This window comes from Kitasatospora sp. NPDC001225 (assembly GCF_053597855.1).
Window position 1 is genome coordinate 1 of the sequence record NZ_JBSFJC010000092.1, and the last position, 17,172, is coordinate 17,172.

The window sequence follows — 17,172 nt, forward strand, 5'->3', positions numbered from 1 at the left end:
GGCGGACACAGTCACGTGTCCGCCCCTTCGGCGTTCCTCGACCTCTACTGAAGGCGCCGGTTCTTCGGTGCGCCAGCACGCCGGTTGACCTGTTGATCGGGGGATTCCAGCCGGTTCCGGACGCGGCGCCGGAGATTGCCGATGGCGAGCCGCCGAGCCGCTCGGCCAGGTCGGTCGGCGAGTGATTGCCCCGGCCGAGCTCGTCGTTCCGGTAGGTGTCGCGGGTGATCGTTCCCAGGTCGACAATGGCCCACGTCGCCAGTACCCGGTAGCCCTCCCGCACTCGGAACTGGGCTTCGATCGCCCGGATTCCCGAGGGTGCGGCCGGCGGCGAACGGGGTACCGGCGGCGTCGGGAGGCGCCGTGAGCGGGCGGTTGCGCTGGACGCTGCCGCCGCGACCGGGGAGGAAGCGGCGGCCGGCTCCCGTGCTCGGGCTGCGCGACATCGGCCGGTTCGCCGTGGCGGGTTGCGGGCACCGGTTGACCTGCTGCGGCGGGAAGAGTGCCCTCCCGCCGAGGGGCGGTGGCGGGGTGTGCCCCGGGCGGGCCGGGGCACACCTGCGGGAGTCCGGTGTCAGCAGGCCACCACGGTGGAGACGGTGGCGGTCGAGGCGGGCCAGCCGGGCTGGTTCACCGAGAAGGTGTTGCTGACGGTGGCGCCGCACGGGGCGCTGGAGAAGACGCTGCCGACCTGGTTCGAGCCGGCCTGGACGAGGACGGTCGGGTTGACGGGGGCGAGGGGGGCGCCGCCGACGACCGTGCCGGAGACGGCGAAGCCGACGGACTGGGGCTGCCAGGACGGGTCACCGGCCGTGGCCACCCCGTAGAAGCGGACCTGGTTGCCGGTCACCTCTACGCAGGCCCGGGTCAGCAGCGGACCGGGCGCGCCAGGGGTGCCGCAGGTCACGACCGCGCCGACTGGCCCGGCCGGCGCGGCGGCGGCCCCCTGGACGGTGGCCAGGGTGGTTAGGGTCGCGGCGGTGGCGACGGCGATGACGGTGGTCTTCATGGGTGTCTCTCCTCGGGGCAGGGATAGGAGGATGGGCGGAATGTGAAATGTCACATTCCGCTGCTGCCAGCATGGCAGTCCCCCGCACCCCGGGGTGCGGCATCCGGGAAGAAGGCGACCTTTCGCGGGTATCGGCCACCGAATGACCGGAATGGCCTGTCGGTGATCGCGCAAACCCCTGGCCCGACCCTCCCGGGCGGCCGAACCCCCTACCGGGAAAGCAGGGTTCGGTGCCGACGGGTGCGGCGTACGTAGCCCTCTCGCACCCGCACTGCATCGCGGCCGGAGCGGGCGCTGGCGACGGCGGTAGCCGCAAGTGTTCAACTCCCTTGCCTGAAAGGGGACTTACCGACCGAGCCAGGCATCGCCTTGCGAGGCCGCGTACAAGTCCGCCAGCCGCCCGGTGCCCGGCCGGCTCGCGGCCGGCGCCGACCCCACCCCGCACGACGGCTAACTGCGCGGGTGCATGGCCGCGGTGGGCGTCGCCCGCGGTAACGGCGGGGGAGTGGTGGCGGTGTGAGAGTCCCGCTGGATCGGCGCCGCCCCCACGGCCTGCCCGTCGTCCGGGAGCCGCCTGTCCGGACCGATGCCTGGGCATCGCGCTGCACCCGGTCCGGGCGGCGGTGGCATGAGGGGTCAGGGGTCGGACGGTGCCGGCCGTGTTCCCCCGGGATTTGTGAAGGCCGGGGCGCCGTCGGGGGCGGCGTGGCAGGATCGGCGGCACAGTCACGTTGAGGGAGGGTTTTGTGGCTCTGAGTCACGATGAGTGGGTGCTGCTGGAGGCCGTCGCTGCCGAGAGTTCGGGCTGGCTGGCCGGGGAGCTGCCCCTACAGCGCCGGATCGCGGAGCACGGGACCGTGCGCCGGCTCGTCGGAGCGAAGGTGTGCGAGTTCGCGAGTCCCGAACTGCTCGACGGTCTCGCCGTCGGCGAAGCCCGCCCGGCGTGGGCGGTTCGCGTAACCGGCCTGGGGCAGGACCTGCTGCGCTACCGGGCCCTGCGGGACCGTCCAGCCGAGCAGCCCGTCGTACCGGTGGACGAGTGCGTGCCGGACACCACGATCAGCGTGCGTGCCTTCGACATGCCCCTTCTCCATGCCGTCCGCGAGGACGCGAAGGCCGGCCTCCTCCCCGGGGTCGACGCCGACCTGCTGGGCGCGGCGATCGCCAGGGCGCGGACCGTAGAGGGCTCCAGCCGGCGCAGCGTGGACGTCACCGAGGCAGAGCTCGCCGTGATCCTGAAGGTGTTCTATCTGGAGTCCCTGCGGGGTGGCGGTGCTGCCGGCTACCGGCACGTCCTGCGCTCGTCGCCTCTGGCAAACGCCTTGAGGCCCGATCCGTACCGCCCGGAGGCGACCGTTGTGCGGCCTCGCGCCGCTGATTCCGCCGCGCTGGCCCGCTAGAGCCGGGCGGGCTTCTCCGTGATGCCGATGCCGGTGGCGACCCGGGCGAGGACGACCTCGGCCTGGTGGTCGCCGACGTAGGCCGGGACGGTGGCCGCCGCGTTCCGGACGGGTGCGCCCAGGTCCTCTCCCGGGCCCTTCGCGGTATCCGCGGATGCCCGCGGGTCCTCTGGTCGGACCGGCGGGCACGGGTGGAATTCAAACAGAATGCCGGACCCTGTTGACCGTGGGACTGATGGTATTCGAGGCTTTTATTCGCCGATTCTAAACATTCGCACCGGTGTTTAAATTGCCGCTTCCTGTTTCTATTCTCCGGATATGGCGAACGGAGTTTTCCACACCGCGTACGGCATCGAGATCAACCTGACCATGCCCGACCTCGGCCATCCGGGTCGGCCCGGCCTGCTGGAGGAGGTCACCACCCCGATCGACCGGCGCGAGCGCGAGCTCCTGGAGTGCCTGGAGCACCACGGTGACGGCGCCTGCCAGGCCGAGGAGGACGGCCGGTCCCCGTGGATGACGATCCGCCGCCGGACGGTCGGCGGCCGCACCGTCTGGGTGGCCGCCCACCTGCCGGTGCGCCACACCCCCACCCCGGAGGAGAGCGCGAAGCACCAGGCGATGAAGGAGCGGATCGCCCGGGCCGCCGAACGCCACGGCCACCGGGCCGAGATCGAAGCCCGCGCGACCGACGGCCGGATCCGCACCGACGTCCTCGTCACCGGCGACGACGGCCGGCGGATCGGATGGGAGGCCCAGTACTCGCCGATCACCGCCGACACCGTCCGCCGCCGCTCCCGCGCCGCCGCCGAGCACGGGATCGTCCCGCTGTGGGTGACCGACACCGACCGCTCCGCCGTCGTCGAGCGGGCACCCTGGGCCCGGGTCGACGACTTCAGCTGGAAGGAGATCGCCTCCCCGCTCGCCATGGTGGTGCGCGCCGGGGTGCGGCACCTGCAGCAGTGGAAGTGCCTGCCGAGCAGCGTGCGGTCCTGCCCGGTCAACGGCAGCTCCTGCGGGCGCTTCCACGCCGAGTGGTTCCTGCCCGCGCTGTGCCTGCCCGCGAAGGCGCCCACCGAGGTCGACCAGCTCGTCGTCGCCAGCGCGGACGGCGAGTTCGTGCCGATGCGCATCCCCGACCAGCACGACCCGCGCTCCGTCTCCCGGATGTGGGTGCCCGCGGTCGATCGGGACCGCTGGCACGACATGTTCGGCCCCGACGAGGACGAGGACTCCCCGGCCGAACCCGGGGCCGGGGACGCCGGCATCACCTACACCCGCCAGGAACTCGACGCGACCTGCCGCTACGGCGAGGAGACCTTCACCTTCAACGACCCCCGGCCCCGGCGCGGGAACTCCGCGGGCACCGGCCTGCACACCTTCGACGAGGTCCCCGAACGGCTGTTCACGGTGCCCCGGCAGGACCGCCGGCTCGACGCCACCGAGACCCAGCGCCGCGAAGCCGCCCTCGCCCACGGCTGCGAGCCCTGGCAGATCGGCCCGTGCTCCGGCTGCGGGACACCGATCCGCCGCTACGGCGACACCGGCGTCCACGCCTGCGAGGCGTGCCGGGCGAGGACTGCCCGACGGTGAGCACCAGGACCAGCACGGTCGGCTTCCACAGGACCGCCCGGGGGCTCGGGGGCACGCGGTGGGCGGGGCGAGGCCGTTCCTCCGCCACCCGCCGCCCGGTACCACCTACCGTGCGGCCGGCCCCCTCGTACGGGCCGTAGTCGCTGCCGGTGCGGGCGACGCTCTTCCGGGCCCCGCGCCCGCCGAGCAGCGCGGCCCGGGTGGCGAAGTCCGGCAGCAGCAGGCGCGGCGCCCGGCGTCCGTACAGCGCGGTCGGCAGTCCTGCCCCGTCGGGCCCCGGCGGTGTGCCACCTGGCGCTGCCGCCCCGTTCAGGGGGTGTCGGCGGCGCAGCTCGCGCAGCAGTCGGTGTCCGGCGAGTGCGGGCCGGGGCGCAGAGCAGTCGAGTGGGAGTACGTGGTCGGTGACGGAGCGGTGCGGTATCCGTGAAGTTCGACCTCCCGATTCCCAGTAGCCATCGGACGATAGGGTTCCGTCCATGGAGTTCCAGGTCCTCGGCCCCGTGTCGGTCAGCGGGAGCGACGGGCCGTTGCCGCTCGGGCCCGCCAAGCGGCGCAGCCTGCTCGCGATGCTGTTGCTGCGGGCCAATGTCGCGGTCTCGGTCGACACGCTCACCGAGGCGCTGTGGGACGACGAACCCCCATTGCACGCGCGCACCGTGATACAGGGCCATGTCTCGCGCCTGCGGGCACTGTTGGCGGGTGTCGACGCATCGGCGTACGGCGTCGAGCTGAGCACGCGCGGCTCCGCGTACCACCTGGAACTGCCGGAGACGCTGCTCGACGCCCACCGCTTCGACGGCCTGGTGGCGCTCGCCCGCCGTGCCACCGACCCCGGTGACCGGGCCGCGCTGCTCACCGAGGCGCTCGCCCTGTGGCAGGGCCCCGCGCTGGCCGGCGCCTACCCGTCGCCGCTGCTGCGCTCCGCCGCGCACACCTTGGACGAGGCGCGGCTCGCCGCGGTCGAGCTGCTCGCCGACACGTACGTCGCGGGCCGCGAACACGAGCGCGCTGTCCAGCTGTTGCGGCCGGAGACCGGGGCCCATCCGCTGCGCGAGCCGCTGGCCGCCCGACTGGTCGAGGCGCTGCACCACGCGGGGCGTTCCTCGGAGGCCCTGGACGCCTACCACCACGCCCGCCAGGTCCTGGCCGACCAGCTCGGTGCCCGTCCGGGCGCCGAGCTGACCGCCGCCTTCACCGTCGCTCTCGGCCCCGAAAGCGCCCCCGCGGTCCGGGCCGAGGAGCCCCAGCCCGTCCTGGAGCCGGTGCAGTTCCGGCCCAACCTGCTGCCTCGTACCCCGCGCGGATTCCACGGCCGCACCGTCGAGAGCGCCGCGCTGACCGCGGCCGCGGCCGGACCTGACGGGCCGGTCGTCGTGGTCACCGGGCCCGCCGGGGTCGGCAAGACCGCGCTGGCCGTGCGCTGGGCGGCCGACCGGTACTCCGACTTCCCCGACGGGACGCTCTACGCCGATCTGCGCGGGTTCAGCGACACCTCGGACCCCGAACCGGCCGAGCTGCTGCGGGAGTTCCTCGTCGCTCTCGGTGTTCCACCGCGCCGGATGCCCGAGTCGGCGGACGCCGCCGGTGCCCTGTTCCGTTCGCTCACCGCCGAACTGCGCCTGCTCGTCGTCCTCGACAACGCCCGTACCTCCGCCCAGGTGCGTCCGCTGCTGCCCACGGGACCCGGCTGCGTCACCGTCGTCACCAGCCGTTCCCGCCTCGCCGGTCTCGTCGCTTCCGACGCCGCCCGCGTCCTCGCCCTCGACGTCCTCGCCACCGACGACAGCGTGGCCCTGCTCACCCGTCTCCTCGGCGAGCACCGCACCGCCGCCGATCCCCAAGCGGCCCGCCGTACAGCCGAGTTGTGCGGCGGTCTGCCGCTCGCGCTGCGGGTCGCCGCCGCTCGGCTCGTGGAACTCCCCGCCCTCGGCCTCGCCTCCTTCGCCGACCGGCTCGCCGACGAGCGCCAGCGGCTCGAGCTGCTCGCCGCCGAGGACATCGGCGTCGCCTCCGCGCTGCGGCTCACCACCGCCCACCTCCCCGCCGACGCGGCGCAGCAGTTCACCGCGCTCGGCCATCACCCGGGCACGCACGTCGACCGGTTCAGCGCCGCCGCGCTCGCCGGCACGACCCCGCCGGACGCGGCCCGCGCCCTCGACCGCCTGGTCGCCGCGCACCTGCTCACCGAGACCGCCCCCGGCCGCTACGTCCTGCACGACCTGGTCCGGCTCTACGCGCGTGGCCAGAGCCGCGACCCGGCCGCCCGTGCCGCGGCCCGGCTGCGCCTGTACGACCACTGCGTGGCGACCGCGCTGTCCGCTTCCGAGGCCGCGGAACCCGGCGGGGAGCCCGCCTTCGTGCAGCCCGATGACTTTCAACAGCCGCCCGCAGTACGGGACTTCATCAGCCGGGAGGAGGCGCTCGACTGGTTCGCCGCCGAACGCGACGACCTCGCCCTGATCGCGGCCGCGGCCCGCGCCGAGGACCGGCCCGAGCGGGCCTGGCGGATCGCGGTGACCCAGTGGCCGCTCGTGGTCTGGCGGGTCCTCGCCGACTGGGCGCCCACCCTGGAGGCCGCCCTCGCCGACGCCCGCGCCTGCGCCGACCCCTATGCGGAGGCCCGCGTCCTGACCCTGCTCGGCTGGGTGCTCGCCGAGGAGGGCCGCACCGCCGAGGCCGTCCGGCACCTGCGCGTCGCACCCGAACTCGCGGCCTGCGCAGGCGACGTACTCGGCGAGGCCACCGCCCTGGTCAACCTCGCCGCGGCCCTCCCCGACGACGAACCCGGCGCCGCCGAAACGGCCTGCACCCGAGCCCTCGCGCTCGCCACCGAGGCCGACGACGCGCACACCCGGATGCTCGCGCTCCAGCACCTGGCCCGCATCCACCTCGGCGCGGGCCGCCACCGGCAGGCGTACGAGGCGGCCGAGGTGGCGCTCGGCCTCGGCCCGGAGCACGAGGCGGTCGCCCGGCGGGTGCTCCTGCGCACCTGGCAGGGCGAGGCGCTGGCCGGGCTCGGCGACACCGTGGCCGGGCGGCGCTGCCTAACGCAGGCCGCGCTCGAGGCCGAGCGGACCGGCTACGACGCGGGCGCCGTCACCGCGCTCGATGCCCTGCTGCACATCGCCGACCAGGACGCACTGCCCGAACTGCGGCGCCGGCACGCGGCGGCACACGCCAGGATCCGGGCGCGTTAGCCAGGCGTTAGGACCGCCGCCGCGCTCGTTAGTGATCTGCCAGCGCGCCGCAACACCCTCGTTCCTGCAAGGGGAAGCGACCTCGTACAGGATCGCGACCCACGAACGAGAATCGGGGGAACCAGCCATGCGCACCACCACCCGTCCCACCCTGCTCGCCGTCGGCGCCGTCGCCACGCTCGCCCTGTCCCTGACCGCCTGCAACGACGTCAGCGGCACGCAGGACAGTGGCGCCGCCGGCACCAGCGCGTCAGCAGCCGCCCCGTCGGGTTCCACCTCGGCGTCGGCGCCGGCTGCGGCCTCGGCATCGGCTGCGGCCTCGGCGCCGTCCGGGGGCAAGACGAGCACGAGCGGTGGAGGCAAGACGTCCTCCGGCACCGGCGGGGGCGGCGTCACCGCGGCCTGCACGACCAAGAACACCTCGGTGGCGTTCCTCCAGTCCTCGGGCCACGCCAGTGACGCGCAGCCCGCCGCCGCGACCCTCAAGATCACCAACAGCTCGGGTGCCCCCTGCACCATCGTCGGCCCGACGACCGTGGTCGCCGCCGACGACCAGGGCAAGGCGAGCCCGGTCTCGGGGGACAACTCCACGGCCGGCTCGGCAGCGGTCGACATCCCGGCGGGCGCCGCGGTGGTGGCGGACGTGCTGTACAACGACGTGAACGGCGAGGGCACCGCGTCGGCCCGTTACACGTGCGCGGTGCAGGCGTCCCACGTCAAGGTCGCGCTGCCCAAGGACGCGGGCACCACGGTGAACGTCATGAAGGCGAACGGCTCGCCGGGCGGCGTCTTCAGCGTCTGCGGCACCGACTTCAAGGTCGGGGCCTTCGCGGCACGGTAGCGCCTGGCGCGGCCCCGTCCGTCCGCACGATCCTCGGCATGACGGCGTGGATCAGGGCCCGGGGCGTGCAGGTGCACGCACCGGGCCGGTGACGTCGGCAGCGGGCCGTGGCCGGCCTGCCCGTCGGGTGGCGGGGGAGAACCGGCGGGCCGTGCCGGCGTGATCGGCCGGCGACGTACGACAGGGACAGGGCGGGCGGGATGAGCGAGCACGGCCGACGGCGGCCGCACCGCACGGTGGACCGGGTCGTGTGGATCCTGGAGGCCGCCGCGCGGGCTCCGGGCGGGGTGACCGTGGCCGAGTTGGCGCGGGCGGCCGGGGCGCCGGCGAGTTCGGTGCAGGACCTGGTCAACGGGCTCGTCGCGACGGGGTTCCTGCTGGAACAGCGCCGGCGCTTCCGGCTCGGGCCCGCCCCGCACGTCCTCAACCTCATCGCCGGCCGGGTCGTCCCGCGGATCGGCCAGGACGAGCTCAACGAACTGAGCCGCGTCGCGGGTACCCCGGTGCTGCTCACGGTGCGGGTCGGGCTCGACGCCGTGCACCTGGCGCGCGGCGGCGAGGACGAGATCCCCCGCCTCCTGCCGCTGGCCGACGAGCACATGGCCCGGCCGCTCCTGCGCACCGCCGCGGGCCGTCTGCTGCTGGCCCTCACCGACGAGGCGGAGCGCCGCGGGCTGCTCGACGAGCTCGCCCGCCACGACCCCGAGGCGGTCGCCGAGTTCCGTCGCGCTCTTCCGGGGATCCGGGCGTCGCGGATCAGCCGCAGCGAGGGTCTGGCCGATCCCGAGGTCAGCGCGCTCGCGATCCCCGTCACCGACGGCCCCGTCGTCACGGGCGCCCTCGTCCTGACGCACCGGCGTCGTGGCCGCTCGGAGCGGCTGAGTCTGGACCGGGCGGCGGCCCGGCTCCTCGCGCACATCCAGGAGGGGCGGACGTGACGTCCGCACCGGTTCACGGATATCCGTGAACGCGGGCGCTCGTGCCGTGTCGGGAACGAACATCCCGGCATGACTTCGAACCCGCTGACCACGGCCGGGCCGACGCCTCCGCCGTCCACCGCCGAGATCGTCCTCCGGCTGCTGCACACGCTCGGCGACCCCTATCCGGCCCGGGGTGCCGAGGACGTCACCATCGTCGGGGCGGATCCCCTGGTGCCCTCGGTGCACCGCCTCGCCGACGCCATGTCCGCCGCGATCGGTGTCTTCGGGCGGCAGACGGCGGCGGTCGGCGAACAGCGCGGCCACCCGCACCAGAGGGTCGAGGTGCAGGCCGGGGCCGCGATCGACCAGCTCATGGCGACGTACCACACGACGCTCTCGGGACGCCCGCTCCTCTCCCTCCTCGACGACCCGACCCTGCTCGGCAACAGCGACTTCTACCGGGCGCGCGACGGCCGGTGGATCTTCATCATCACCACCTATCCGCATCTGCGGGACGCGGTCCACTCCGTGCTGAGGTGCGGGCTCGACAAGGTGGGGATCGCGCAGGCCGTGGCCGGCTGGGACGCCTTCACGCTGGAGGAGGCCGTCTGCGCGCGGGGCGGCGTCGCCTGCGCGGTGCGCAGCCGGGACGAGTGGCTCGCGCACCCCGCGGGGCGGTACGTCGCACAGCGCCCGGTCGTCGAGATCGAACGTGTCGGCGACGGACCGGTCCGGCCGCTGGAGCCGATCGGTGCGGCGGACGAGGCGCTCGCGGGCGTACGGGTGCTCGATCTCACCCATGTCATCGCAGGCCCCGTCGCGGCGCGGCTGCTCGCCCAGTTCGGCGCCGACGTGCTGCACCTGTCGCGTCCCGACCGCCCCGACCCGATCCCGATGATCGCGATGACCGGCGGCGGCAAGCGCAACGCCTACTGCGACCTGCGCGACGGCCACGACCGTGCGGCCTTCCACGACGCGCTCCAGGACGCGGACGTCTTCGTCCACGCCTACCGGGGACTTGCCCGGCACGGGGCGTCGACCGAGGAACTCGTCCGGCGCCGCCCCGGACTCATCACCCTCGAATACCACGCCTGGGGCGCCGACGGTCCGTGGGGCGAGCGCGGCGGGTTCGACCAACTCGCCTGCTCGGCTACCGGATTCGCCGTCGAGGAGTGGACCGACCGGCCGTCGCTGCCGCCGACGTACCTGCTCAACGACTACCTCGCCGCCTACCTCGGGGCTGCCGCCGTCGCAACGGTCCTGCGCCGACGTGCGGCGGAGGGCGGCTCGTGGCGGATCCGCGTGACCCTGGCCGGGGTGTGCCACTGGGTGCGGGAACTCGGTCTGCTCGCGCGGGAGGACGTACTCGACCTGCCCCGGCCCGGGCGCGCGCCGCTCGCCGCGCTGTCGACCACGGGGACGGACTTCGGCCCGCTCACCGAACCGGCGACACCGTTCGCGTACAGCGGGCGCCCGGTCCCCCAGCCCGGCCGGCGGACCCCGCTCGGGTCCGCTGCTCTCCAGTGGCGCTAAGCCACTTCTGCGCGACCAGCCCTGGCAACCGGAACCGCCGCCCCGTGCCGACCGATGCAGCGAGTCCTTTCGCATCCGCCTCGTCGGCAGCACGTGTCCGCGGCCGCCCGTACCGCACCACCGTTCACCCACCCCACCCGACACCCCAGGAGGCACAGCACGATGTCCGAGCAGCCGAGCGGCCCGTCCGGCCGAGGACTCCTCGCCGGAGTCCGCGTCATCGAACTGGCCAGCGTGATCATGGCTCCGTACGCCGCCCAGCAACTCGGCGACCTGGGCGCCGACGTGATCAAGGTCGAGCCGCCCAGCGGTGACATGACGCGCCACTACCCGCCCCAACGCCACCCCGGCATGGGCGGCGCGGCACTCAACCTGAACCGCAACAAGCGCAGCGCCGCCATCGACCTCAAGGCCCCGCACGGCCGCGACGCCCTGCTCGCCCTGCTGCGCACCGCCGACGTCCTCATCACCAACCTGCGCCCGCAGGCCCTGGCGAAGCTCCGCCTCGGCTACCACGACGTCGCGGCCGTCAACCCCGGCCTGATCTACGCCAACGCCCAGGGCTTCCGCAGCGACAGCCGCTACGGCACCCACGCCGCGTACGACGACATCATCCAGGCGGCCAGCGGCCTGGTCTGGCTCAACCACCAGGTCTCCGGCCAACCCCACTACGTTCCCACCGTGCTGGCCGACAAGATCTGCGGCATGCAGATCGCCCAGTCGGTCCTGGCCGCGCTGCACCACCGGGAGCACGGCGGCACCGGACAGCACATCGAGGTCCCGATGGTCGACACCATGCTCGCCTTCAACCTGGTCGAGCACCTGGGCGCGGCCGCCCTGGAGACCGACGGGGCGTTCGGCTCGCCGCGCTCGCTCAGCCCCCGGCGCCGCGCCCTGCGCACCGCCGACGGCTGGATGTGCATCCTGCCGCAGAGCGACCGCAACTGGCGGGACTTCACCGCCTTCGTGGGCCGCCCCGAACTGGCCGCCGACCCGCGCTTCGCCACCGGCCCCGACCGGGCCCGCAACGCCGACGCGTTCTATCCCTTGCTCGCCGGACTGACAGGACACCACACCAGTGCCCAGTGGCAGGAGTTCTGCGACCGGGCGGGCATCGCGGCCGCCCCCGTGCTCGACCTGGCCTCCGCCGCCACCACCGCCTACGCCCGCGAGGGCGGCCTGCTGCGCGAGGCCGACCACCCCACCGAGGGCCGCTACCGGGTCATCGGCCTCCCGGTCCGCTACTCGGCCTACCCGGAGCCGGAGCTGCGGCCCTGCCCGGCCATCGGCCAGCACACCGAGGAGGTCCTCCGCGAAGCCGGCTTCGACCCTTCCCTGCTGCACCCCACAGGCTGACCGGACTCCCGTACCGAGAAGAAGCCAACCGCTCGTTCACCAGCCCAGGAGCGAATGAACCATGTCGCCTTCAACGCCGTCACCGATGGCATTCCCCGACGTCGTCCTGCCCGAATCGGCCCGCCGGCTCCGTACCGAGGTCCGCGCCTTTCTCGACGAGGAGCGCGCCCGCGGCACCGTACTCGGCCGCCCCGACTCCTGGCTGGCCGGCTGGGACCCCGACTTCAGCCGCCGCCTCGCGGAGCGCGGCTGGGTCGGCATGGCCCTGCCCGTCGAGTACGGCGGCGCCGGCCGCGGCTTCCTGGAGCGCTACGTGGTGATCGAGGAACTGCTCGCCGCCGGCGCCCCGGTCAGCGCCCACTGGGTCTCCGACCGGCAGGCCGGCCCGTCGGTCCTCCAGCACGGCACCGAGGAGCAGCGCCGCTTCTTCCTGCCCCGGATCGCCGCCGGGCAGTGCTTCTTCTCCATCGGCATGAGTGAGAAGAGCAGCGGCTCCGATCTCGCCTCGGTCGCCACCCGTGCCGAACGGACCGCCGACGGCTGGCGGTTGACCGGTACCAAGATGTGGACCGGCGGCGCTCACGTCAACGACTACGCCATCGTCCTCGCCCGCACCGATGAGGCCGAGGACAGGCACGCAGGCCTCAGCCAGTTCATCGTCGACCTGCGCGCCCCGGGCGTGCGGGTCGAGCCGATCCGGCTGATGAGCGGCGAGCACCGCTTCAACGCCCTCCACCTCGAAGGCGTCGACGTCCCCGACGGCATGCTGCTCGGGCGGCGGGGCGACGGCTGGAAGCAGGTCACCGGCGAACTCGCCTTCGAACGCAGCGGCCCCGAACGCTACCTGTCCACCTTCCCCCTGCTGGTCTCCCTGCTCCGCGAACTGGAGCGGCGCCCCGCGACAGCCGAACAGCTCACCCAGGTCGGCGTTCTGGCGGCGCGTCTGCACGGCATCCGCCGACTGTCCCTCGGTGTGGCCGCCGCCCTGGACACCGAAGCCTCGCCCGACACCCAGGCCGCCCTGGTCAAGGACCTCGGCACCCGCCTGGAGGGCACCCTGGTCGACACCGTCCGCAGCGTCCTGCCGACCACCGCCGACCCGCACGCCACCCCCGGCAGCCACCCGGAACTGCTCGCCTTCGCCCTGCTGCACAGCCCCGGCTACACGCTGCGCGGCGGCACCAACGAGATCCTTCGCGGCATCATCACTCGCGGTCTGGAGCAGCACTGATGAACACCCACACGATCGACACCAGCACCCCCGTCATCTCCGCCGACGCCTACGACACCACCGCCTTCCACGCCGACGCGGACTCCATCGCCGCCGTCACCAACACGACCGCCCCGGACGCCGTGGCCCTCCCCGCCCCGGACGCCCCGACCGCCGAACTCCTCGCCGCCGCCCAGGAGGCAGGACGCCGCGCCGTCCCCGCTCCTCTCGCCGAGACCGCCCTGGTCGCCCGCCCGCTGCTGCGCCGGGTCGGCCTCCCCGTCCCCGACGGCCCGCTCAGCTACGCCATCGCGCCCGAGCTGACGATCCGCTACGCCCGTCCGGCCGCCTCCCCCGTCGGCTCGGCCGGCTGCCTGGGCGACGACGACACCCTGCTGGTCACCGGCACCCTGCGTCGCGTTCCCTGGGCCCGCACCGCCACCGCCGTCACCGTCCTGGCCGCCGCCCCCTCCGGACCCGTCCTGTTCACCCTCGCCCCCGACCGGGCCGTCCTCACCCCCGGCGGCAACCTCGCCGAGGAACCCCGCGATGACCTGCACCTCCCCGCTCTCGAGATCCCCGCCTCGCAGGTCCGCCGGATCTCCCCGGAACTGCTCGACGAGGCCCGGCTCCGCGCAGCCCTGGCCCGGGCCGCCCTGATCGCCGGAGCCGCCGAACGCTGCGTGGAACTGACGGTCGCCCACACCACCGCCCGCACCCAGTTCGGCCGTCCGCTCAGCCGCTTCCAGGCCGTCAAGCAGGAGGAGGCGCGGCTCATCGAGGAGGCCGCCCTGGTACGCGCCGCCGTCCAAGCCACGGCCACCCCCCTGGACACCGGCGGGGTGGCCGCCCACTTCGCCATCGCCGCCGCCAAGACCCAGGCATCCGCCTCGGCCGCCGAGATCGCCCGCATCGCCCACCAACTCCACGGCGCGATCGGCATCACCCGGCTCAACCCGCTCCACCTCGCCACCACCCGCCTGTGGTCCTGGCGTGACGAGGACGGCGACGAAACCACCTGGGCGCCCGCCCTGGCCCGGTCCGTCACCGCCGCCACCCTCTGGCCCACCCTCACCGCCACGCCCTGACCCTTCGCCCCGCGCCTGTCGTCATTCGCGGTGGCCGACAGGGTGGAGTGCCGCCCATGACTCGTCCCGTCTCCCCGTCGAGCACGGCGTCCGGGGCGCCGCCGGAGTTGCCGACCAGCACCGGCAGGCCGGCCGCCGCCGCTTCCAGGAACACGATGCCGAGCCCCTCCACGGGGAGGGCGTTGTCGAAGGCGGCGGCGCCCGGGGTGGAGGACGTGTAGACGACGACGCCGTCCGGGGCGAAGCGTTCCGTCATCGCGTGGACGAAGGTCTCGATCCCTCCCTGTCGGGGCGGGAAGTCGTTGGTGACCACGAGTGTGCGCGGCACGGTTCAGGCCCGGCGGCCCAGTCGCCGGAGCAGGGCGTGGGTCCAGCGCAGTCGGCGTCGGGGGGCGTGACGGCCGGTGGGGTGTTGCCGGGGGACGGCGACGGTGCGCATGCGGTCTCCTGGATCGAGGGAATCCGGGCGGAGCCGGACCCAGCCGACCAGGACGAACGGCACCACGAGGTAGCCGAAGCGGGTGGCCGGGGCCAGGCAGATGGCGAGGGCCAGCCCGAGGGCCAGCCGGTCGGAGGCGGCGACGACGGTCCGGGGCGGGTGGGTCAGGAGCGAGGTGCCCACCGCGGCCGCGGCCAGCGCCAGGAGGGCGAGGGCGAGCGCGCGGCCCCCGGGCACGTGGGCTGCCAGGAGATGACCGGGCAGCGGGCTGTCCGCGGGGGAGGCGGTGACGCCGGCGCCGGTGGGGAACAGCACCGTGTGCTCCAGGAGGGCATTCGGGGTCGCCAGTACGGACGGGATCACCACCGTCCCGGCGACGGCGACGGTGACGGCGAGGGCCCGCAGCGCCGCGCTCCGTCCCCGGACCGTCGCGAGCAGTACGAGCGCGACCGGAACGAGCGGCCAGGCCGTCCACTTCAAGGAGGCCGCCGCGCCCAGCGCCAGTCCGGTGCCGCCCGGCCGCCCGGTCCCGGCCAACGCCAGCGCCAGGCACATCAGCGCGCTCACCGGCAGGTCCACCCCTCCGACGGCCAGTGGGAGGGCGACGGCGGGGAAAGCGGCGAGTGCCGCCAGCCCCACGCTTCCGCGACGCCCCGCGGTGATGCGGGCCGAGACGGCGATCACCGCGAGGAAGGACAGTGTGAACCACCAGCGCGCGTCGCCGGCGACCACGTCGCCCAGCAGCGCGTGTGGCAGGCCGAAGACCGCCATGCCGGGAAGGTAGGGGTTGTAGTCCGCGAGGGCGGCGGGCCGGTCGAGGTACGGAACGCCCGTGGACAGCAGTCGCTCACCCGAGCGCTGGACGACGTCGAGCTCCAGTTGCCCCTGGCCGCGCAGGACCAGCAGGACCAGCGGGACCAGAACCGACCCGGCCGCGGCCACCCGGACCGCCCGGCGCCGCCACACCCCCTGCCCGAGTCCGCTGAGCAGTGCGGCCGCCAGGTACCCCCCGGCCGCGGTCGCGCCCCACACCCGGTGAGGGCCGAGGGTCGATGCCAGGCCCAGTCCTCCGGCGAAGAGCGCGCACAGCGTCCAGGCGACGACGGGCGGCAGCCGGTGTGCCCACCAGGCACCGGGCTCGGACGCGGTGGTGGAAACGGTGCGGTGCGTCAGCAGACGTGGTGCGCTCAACCGGCCCAGCCTCCTTGGTGGGGATGTGCACACCAGTCTCGGGATCCGGGAGGCCGGGATCGTCAAACCGGGATGCGATCCCGGGCGTCAACCCGTGGTATGACGCCAACCCCCGTTATCAACCCGTCAGTTGACGACGATCACCGTCCTCTCCCGCAGAATCGGGGCATGAGTCCCGTGTGGCGCTCCGCGTTCGCCCACCTGCAGGCCTGGAGCCGTTCGGCCGCGTTCCCGTATGCCACCGGGGCAGTACCCGCGGTCGTCGAGATCATGTCCGCCGGCATCGGCTCCATGGCCCTGTGGCCCGGCTCGGGGTGCGGTGGACCCGGGCGCCGCACCCCCGATCGCGTAACGCGCAGGTCAGCGCACGCGTCCGCGGGGCTTGAGGGGGAGGCCGGGGAGTTCGGGGGCGGGGAGGCGGTCGCCGGGGTAGCCCTGGACGGCGCCGAAGCGGTCGGTGGCGGCCTGCCACTCGTCGCGGGCCTGGACGATGTCCTCGTGGGACCGCCCGATGAAGTTCCACCACATGACGATCTGCTCCTCGAAGGGCGTGCCGCCGAGCAGGACCAGGCGGGCGTCGGTGTCGCCGGTGTTGGTGAGGGTGAGGGTGTCGCGGCCGGGGGCGGCGTAGCCGAGTTCGGCGGGGCGCAGCGGGGTGTCGAGGAGGCGGACGTGTCCGCTGTCGACCAGCAGGCCGTGTTCGAAGGCGGGGTCGACGTCGAGGGTGACGGTGGCCCCGGGGTGCAGGGTCAGCTCGGCGCCGAGCAGGGGGGTGAAGGTGGGGACGGGGGAGGTGTCGCCGGCGAGGGTGCCGAGGAAGACCCGGGCCTCGCCGCCGTCCAGGGCGACGGGGGCGGGCACGTGGTGGTGGAAGTCGCGCCCGGTGTGCCGGTGCTCCTCGGGCAGGGCGACCCACAGCTGGACGCCGTGCAGGACGGTGGTGGCCGGGGTGGAGACCTCGGAGTGGGCGATGCCGCGGCCGGAGGTCATCAGGTTGACCTCGCCAGGCCGGACGTACGCGTGGACGCCGAGGCTGTCGCGGTGCTCGATCTCGCCGGTGAAGAGCCAGCTCACGGTCTGCAGTCCGGTGTGCGGGTGCGGGGCGACGTCCATGCCGCCGGTGCTGGTGACGTCGTCGGGACCGTAGTGGTCGACGAAGCACCAGGCGCCGATCGTGCTGCGGGAGCGCTGGGGCAGGGTGCGGCGTACGGTCATCGCGCGCGGGCCGCCGAGCGGCACGTCCCGGGCGGGCAGGACCTCCACCCGCGGGTCGGCGGCGGGGGTGGCGGCGCGGTCGGTCTCGGCGGTGCTCACGGGTGGTCCCTCCCAGGTGCAATTAGTTCTATATTCAACTATCATGCCATGGCAGAGTGGCGCACGACAGCCCGATCAGCC

The 17,172-nt window shown here is 74.1% G+C and carries 13 protein-coding genes and 1 pseudogene; 9 read left to right on the top strand and 5 right to left on the bottom strand.

Annotated elements, in window-relative coordinates; genetic code table 11:
- Together ACWDCZ_RS27105 and ACWDCZ_RS27110 are read right to left on the bottom strand one after the other, a co-directional pair.
- Window positions 1–283: hypothetical protein (locus ACWDCZ_RS27105; RefSeq protein WP_449817192.1), on the bottom strand; the 283-nt coding region annotated here is incomplete at its 3' end.
- A gap of 291 nt (window positions 284–574) precedes the next feature.
- Window positions 575–1,009, bottom strand: a complete 435-nt coding sequence (locus ACWDCZ_RS27110) for a hypothetical protein (RefSeq protein WP_117486174.1) — start codon at window positions 1,007–1,009, stop codon at window positions 575–577.
- Window positions 1,010–1,779: 770 nt separating this feature from the next.
- Here ACWDCZ_RS27110 and ACWDCZ_RS27115 point away from each other — a divergent pair.
- The 9 genes from ACWDCZ_RS27115 to ACWDCZ_RS27155 all read left to right on the top strand — a co-directional run bounded on the left by ACWDCZ_RS27115 (window position 1,780) and on the right by ACWDCZ_RS27155 (window position 14,147).
- Entirely contained in the window at window positions 1,780–2,409 is a 630-nt protein-coding gene (locus ACWDCZ_RS27115) for a hypothetical protein (protein WP_449817193.1), read from the top strand.
- A gap of 318 nt (window positions 2,410–2,727) precedes the next feature.
- Window positions 2,728–4,002, top strand: coding sequence for a competence protein CoiA family protein (locus tag ACWDCZ_RS27120; protein ID WP_449817194.1), 1,275 nt, complete (start codon window positions 2,728–2,730; stop codon window positions 4,000–4,002).
- A gap of 476 nt (window positions 4,003–4,478) precedes the next feature.
- Window positions 4,479–7,199, top strand: coding sequence for a BTAD domain-containing putative transcriptional regulator (locus ACWDCZ_RS27125; protein WP_449817195.1), 2,721 nt, complete (start codon window positions 4,479–4,481; stop codon window positions 7,197–7,199).
- Window positions 7,200–7,326: 127 nt separating this feature from the next.
- Window positions 7,327–8,040: a DUF4232 domain-containing protein gene (locus tag ACWDCZ_RS27130; RefSeq protein ID WP_449817196.1), complete on the top strand. Its 714-nt coding sequence runs from the start codon at window positions 7,327–7,329 to the stop codon at window positions 8,038–8,040.
- 200 nt (window positions 8,041–8,240) lie between these two features.
- On the top strand, window positions 8,241–8,978 hold the full coding sequence (locus ACWDCZ_RS27135; RefSeq protein ID WP_053112011.1) for a helix-turn-helix domain-containing protein: 738 nt from the start codon (window positions 8,241–8,243) through the stop codon (window positions 8,976–8,978).
- Window positions 8,979–9,047: 69 nt separating this feature from the next.
- Complete coding sequence (locus ACWDCZ_RS27140; RefSeq protein WP_449817197.1) at window positions 9,048–10,493, top strand: CoA transferase; 1,446 nt, start codon at window positions 9,048–9,050, stop codon at window positions 10,491–10,493.
- A 162-nt stretch (window positions 10,494–10,655) separates the two neighbouring features.
- A complete protein-coding gene (locus tag ACWDCZ_RS27145) occupies window positions 10,656–11,849 on the top strand; it encodes a CaiB/BaiF CoA transferase family protein (protein ID WP_449817198.1) in 1,194 nt (397 codons plus the stop codon).
- 85 nt (window positions 11,850–11,934) lie between these two features.
- Complete coding sequence (locus ACWDCZ_RS27150) at window positions 11,935–13,080, top strand: acyl-CoA dehydrogenase family protein (RefSeq protein ID WP_449817199.1); 1,146 nt, start codon at window positions 11,935–11,937, stop codon at window positions 13,078–13,080.
- Window positions 13,080–14,147, top strand: a complete 1,068-nt coding sequence (locus ACWDCZ_RS27155; protein WP_449817200.1) for an acyl-CoA dehydrogenase family protein — start codon at window positions 13,080–13,082, stop codon at window positions 14,145–14,147. Before ACWDCZ_RS27150 ends, ACWDCZ_RS27155 begins: the two co-directional genes overlap by 1 nt.
- Here the strand turns inward: ACWDCZ_RS27155 and ACWDCZ_RS27160 are convergent.
- The 3 genes and pseudogenes from ACWDCZ_RS27160 to ACWDCZ_RS27170 form a co-directional block, all read right to left on the bottom strand.
- Window positions 14,131–14,325 (bottom strand): annotated as a pseudogene (locus ACWDCZ_RS27160) (glycosyltransferase); the annotation flags it as partial. The gene ACWDCZ_RS27155 and the pseudogene ACWDCZ_RS27160 sit on opposite strands and share 17 nt — an antisense overlap.
- A 153-nt stretch (window positions 14,326–14,478) precedes the next feature.
- Window positions 14,479–15,777, bottom strand: a complete 1,299-nt coding sequence (locus ACWDCZ_RS27165; RefSeq protein WP_380777632.1) for a glycosyltransferase 87 family protein — start codon at window positions 15,775–15,777, stop codon at window positions 14,479–14,481.
- 360 nt (window positions 15,778–16,137) lie between these two features.
- On the bottom strand, window positions 16,138–17,136 hold the full coding sequence (locus tag ACWDCZ_RS27170) for a pirin family protein (protein WP_387970215.1): 999 nt from the start codon (window positions 17,134–17,136) through the stop codon (window positions 16,138–16,140).
- Window positions 17,137–17,172 lie beyond the last annotated feature (36 nt).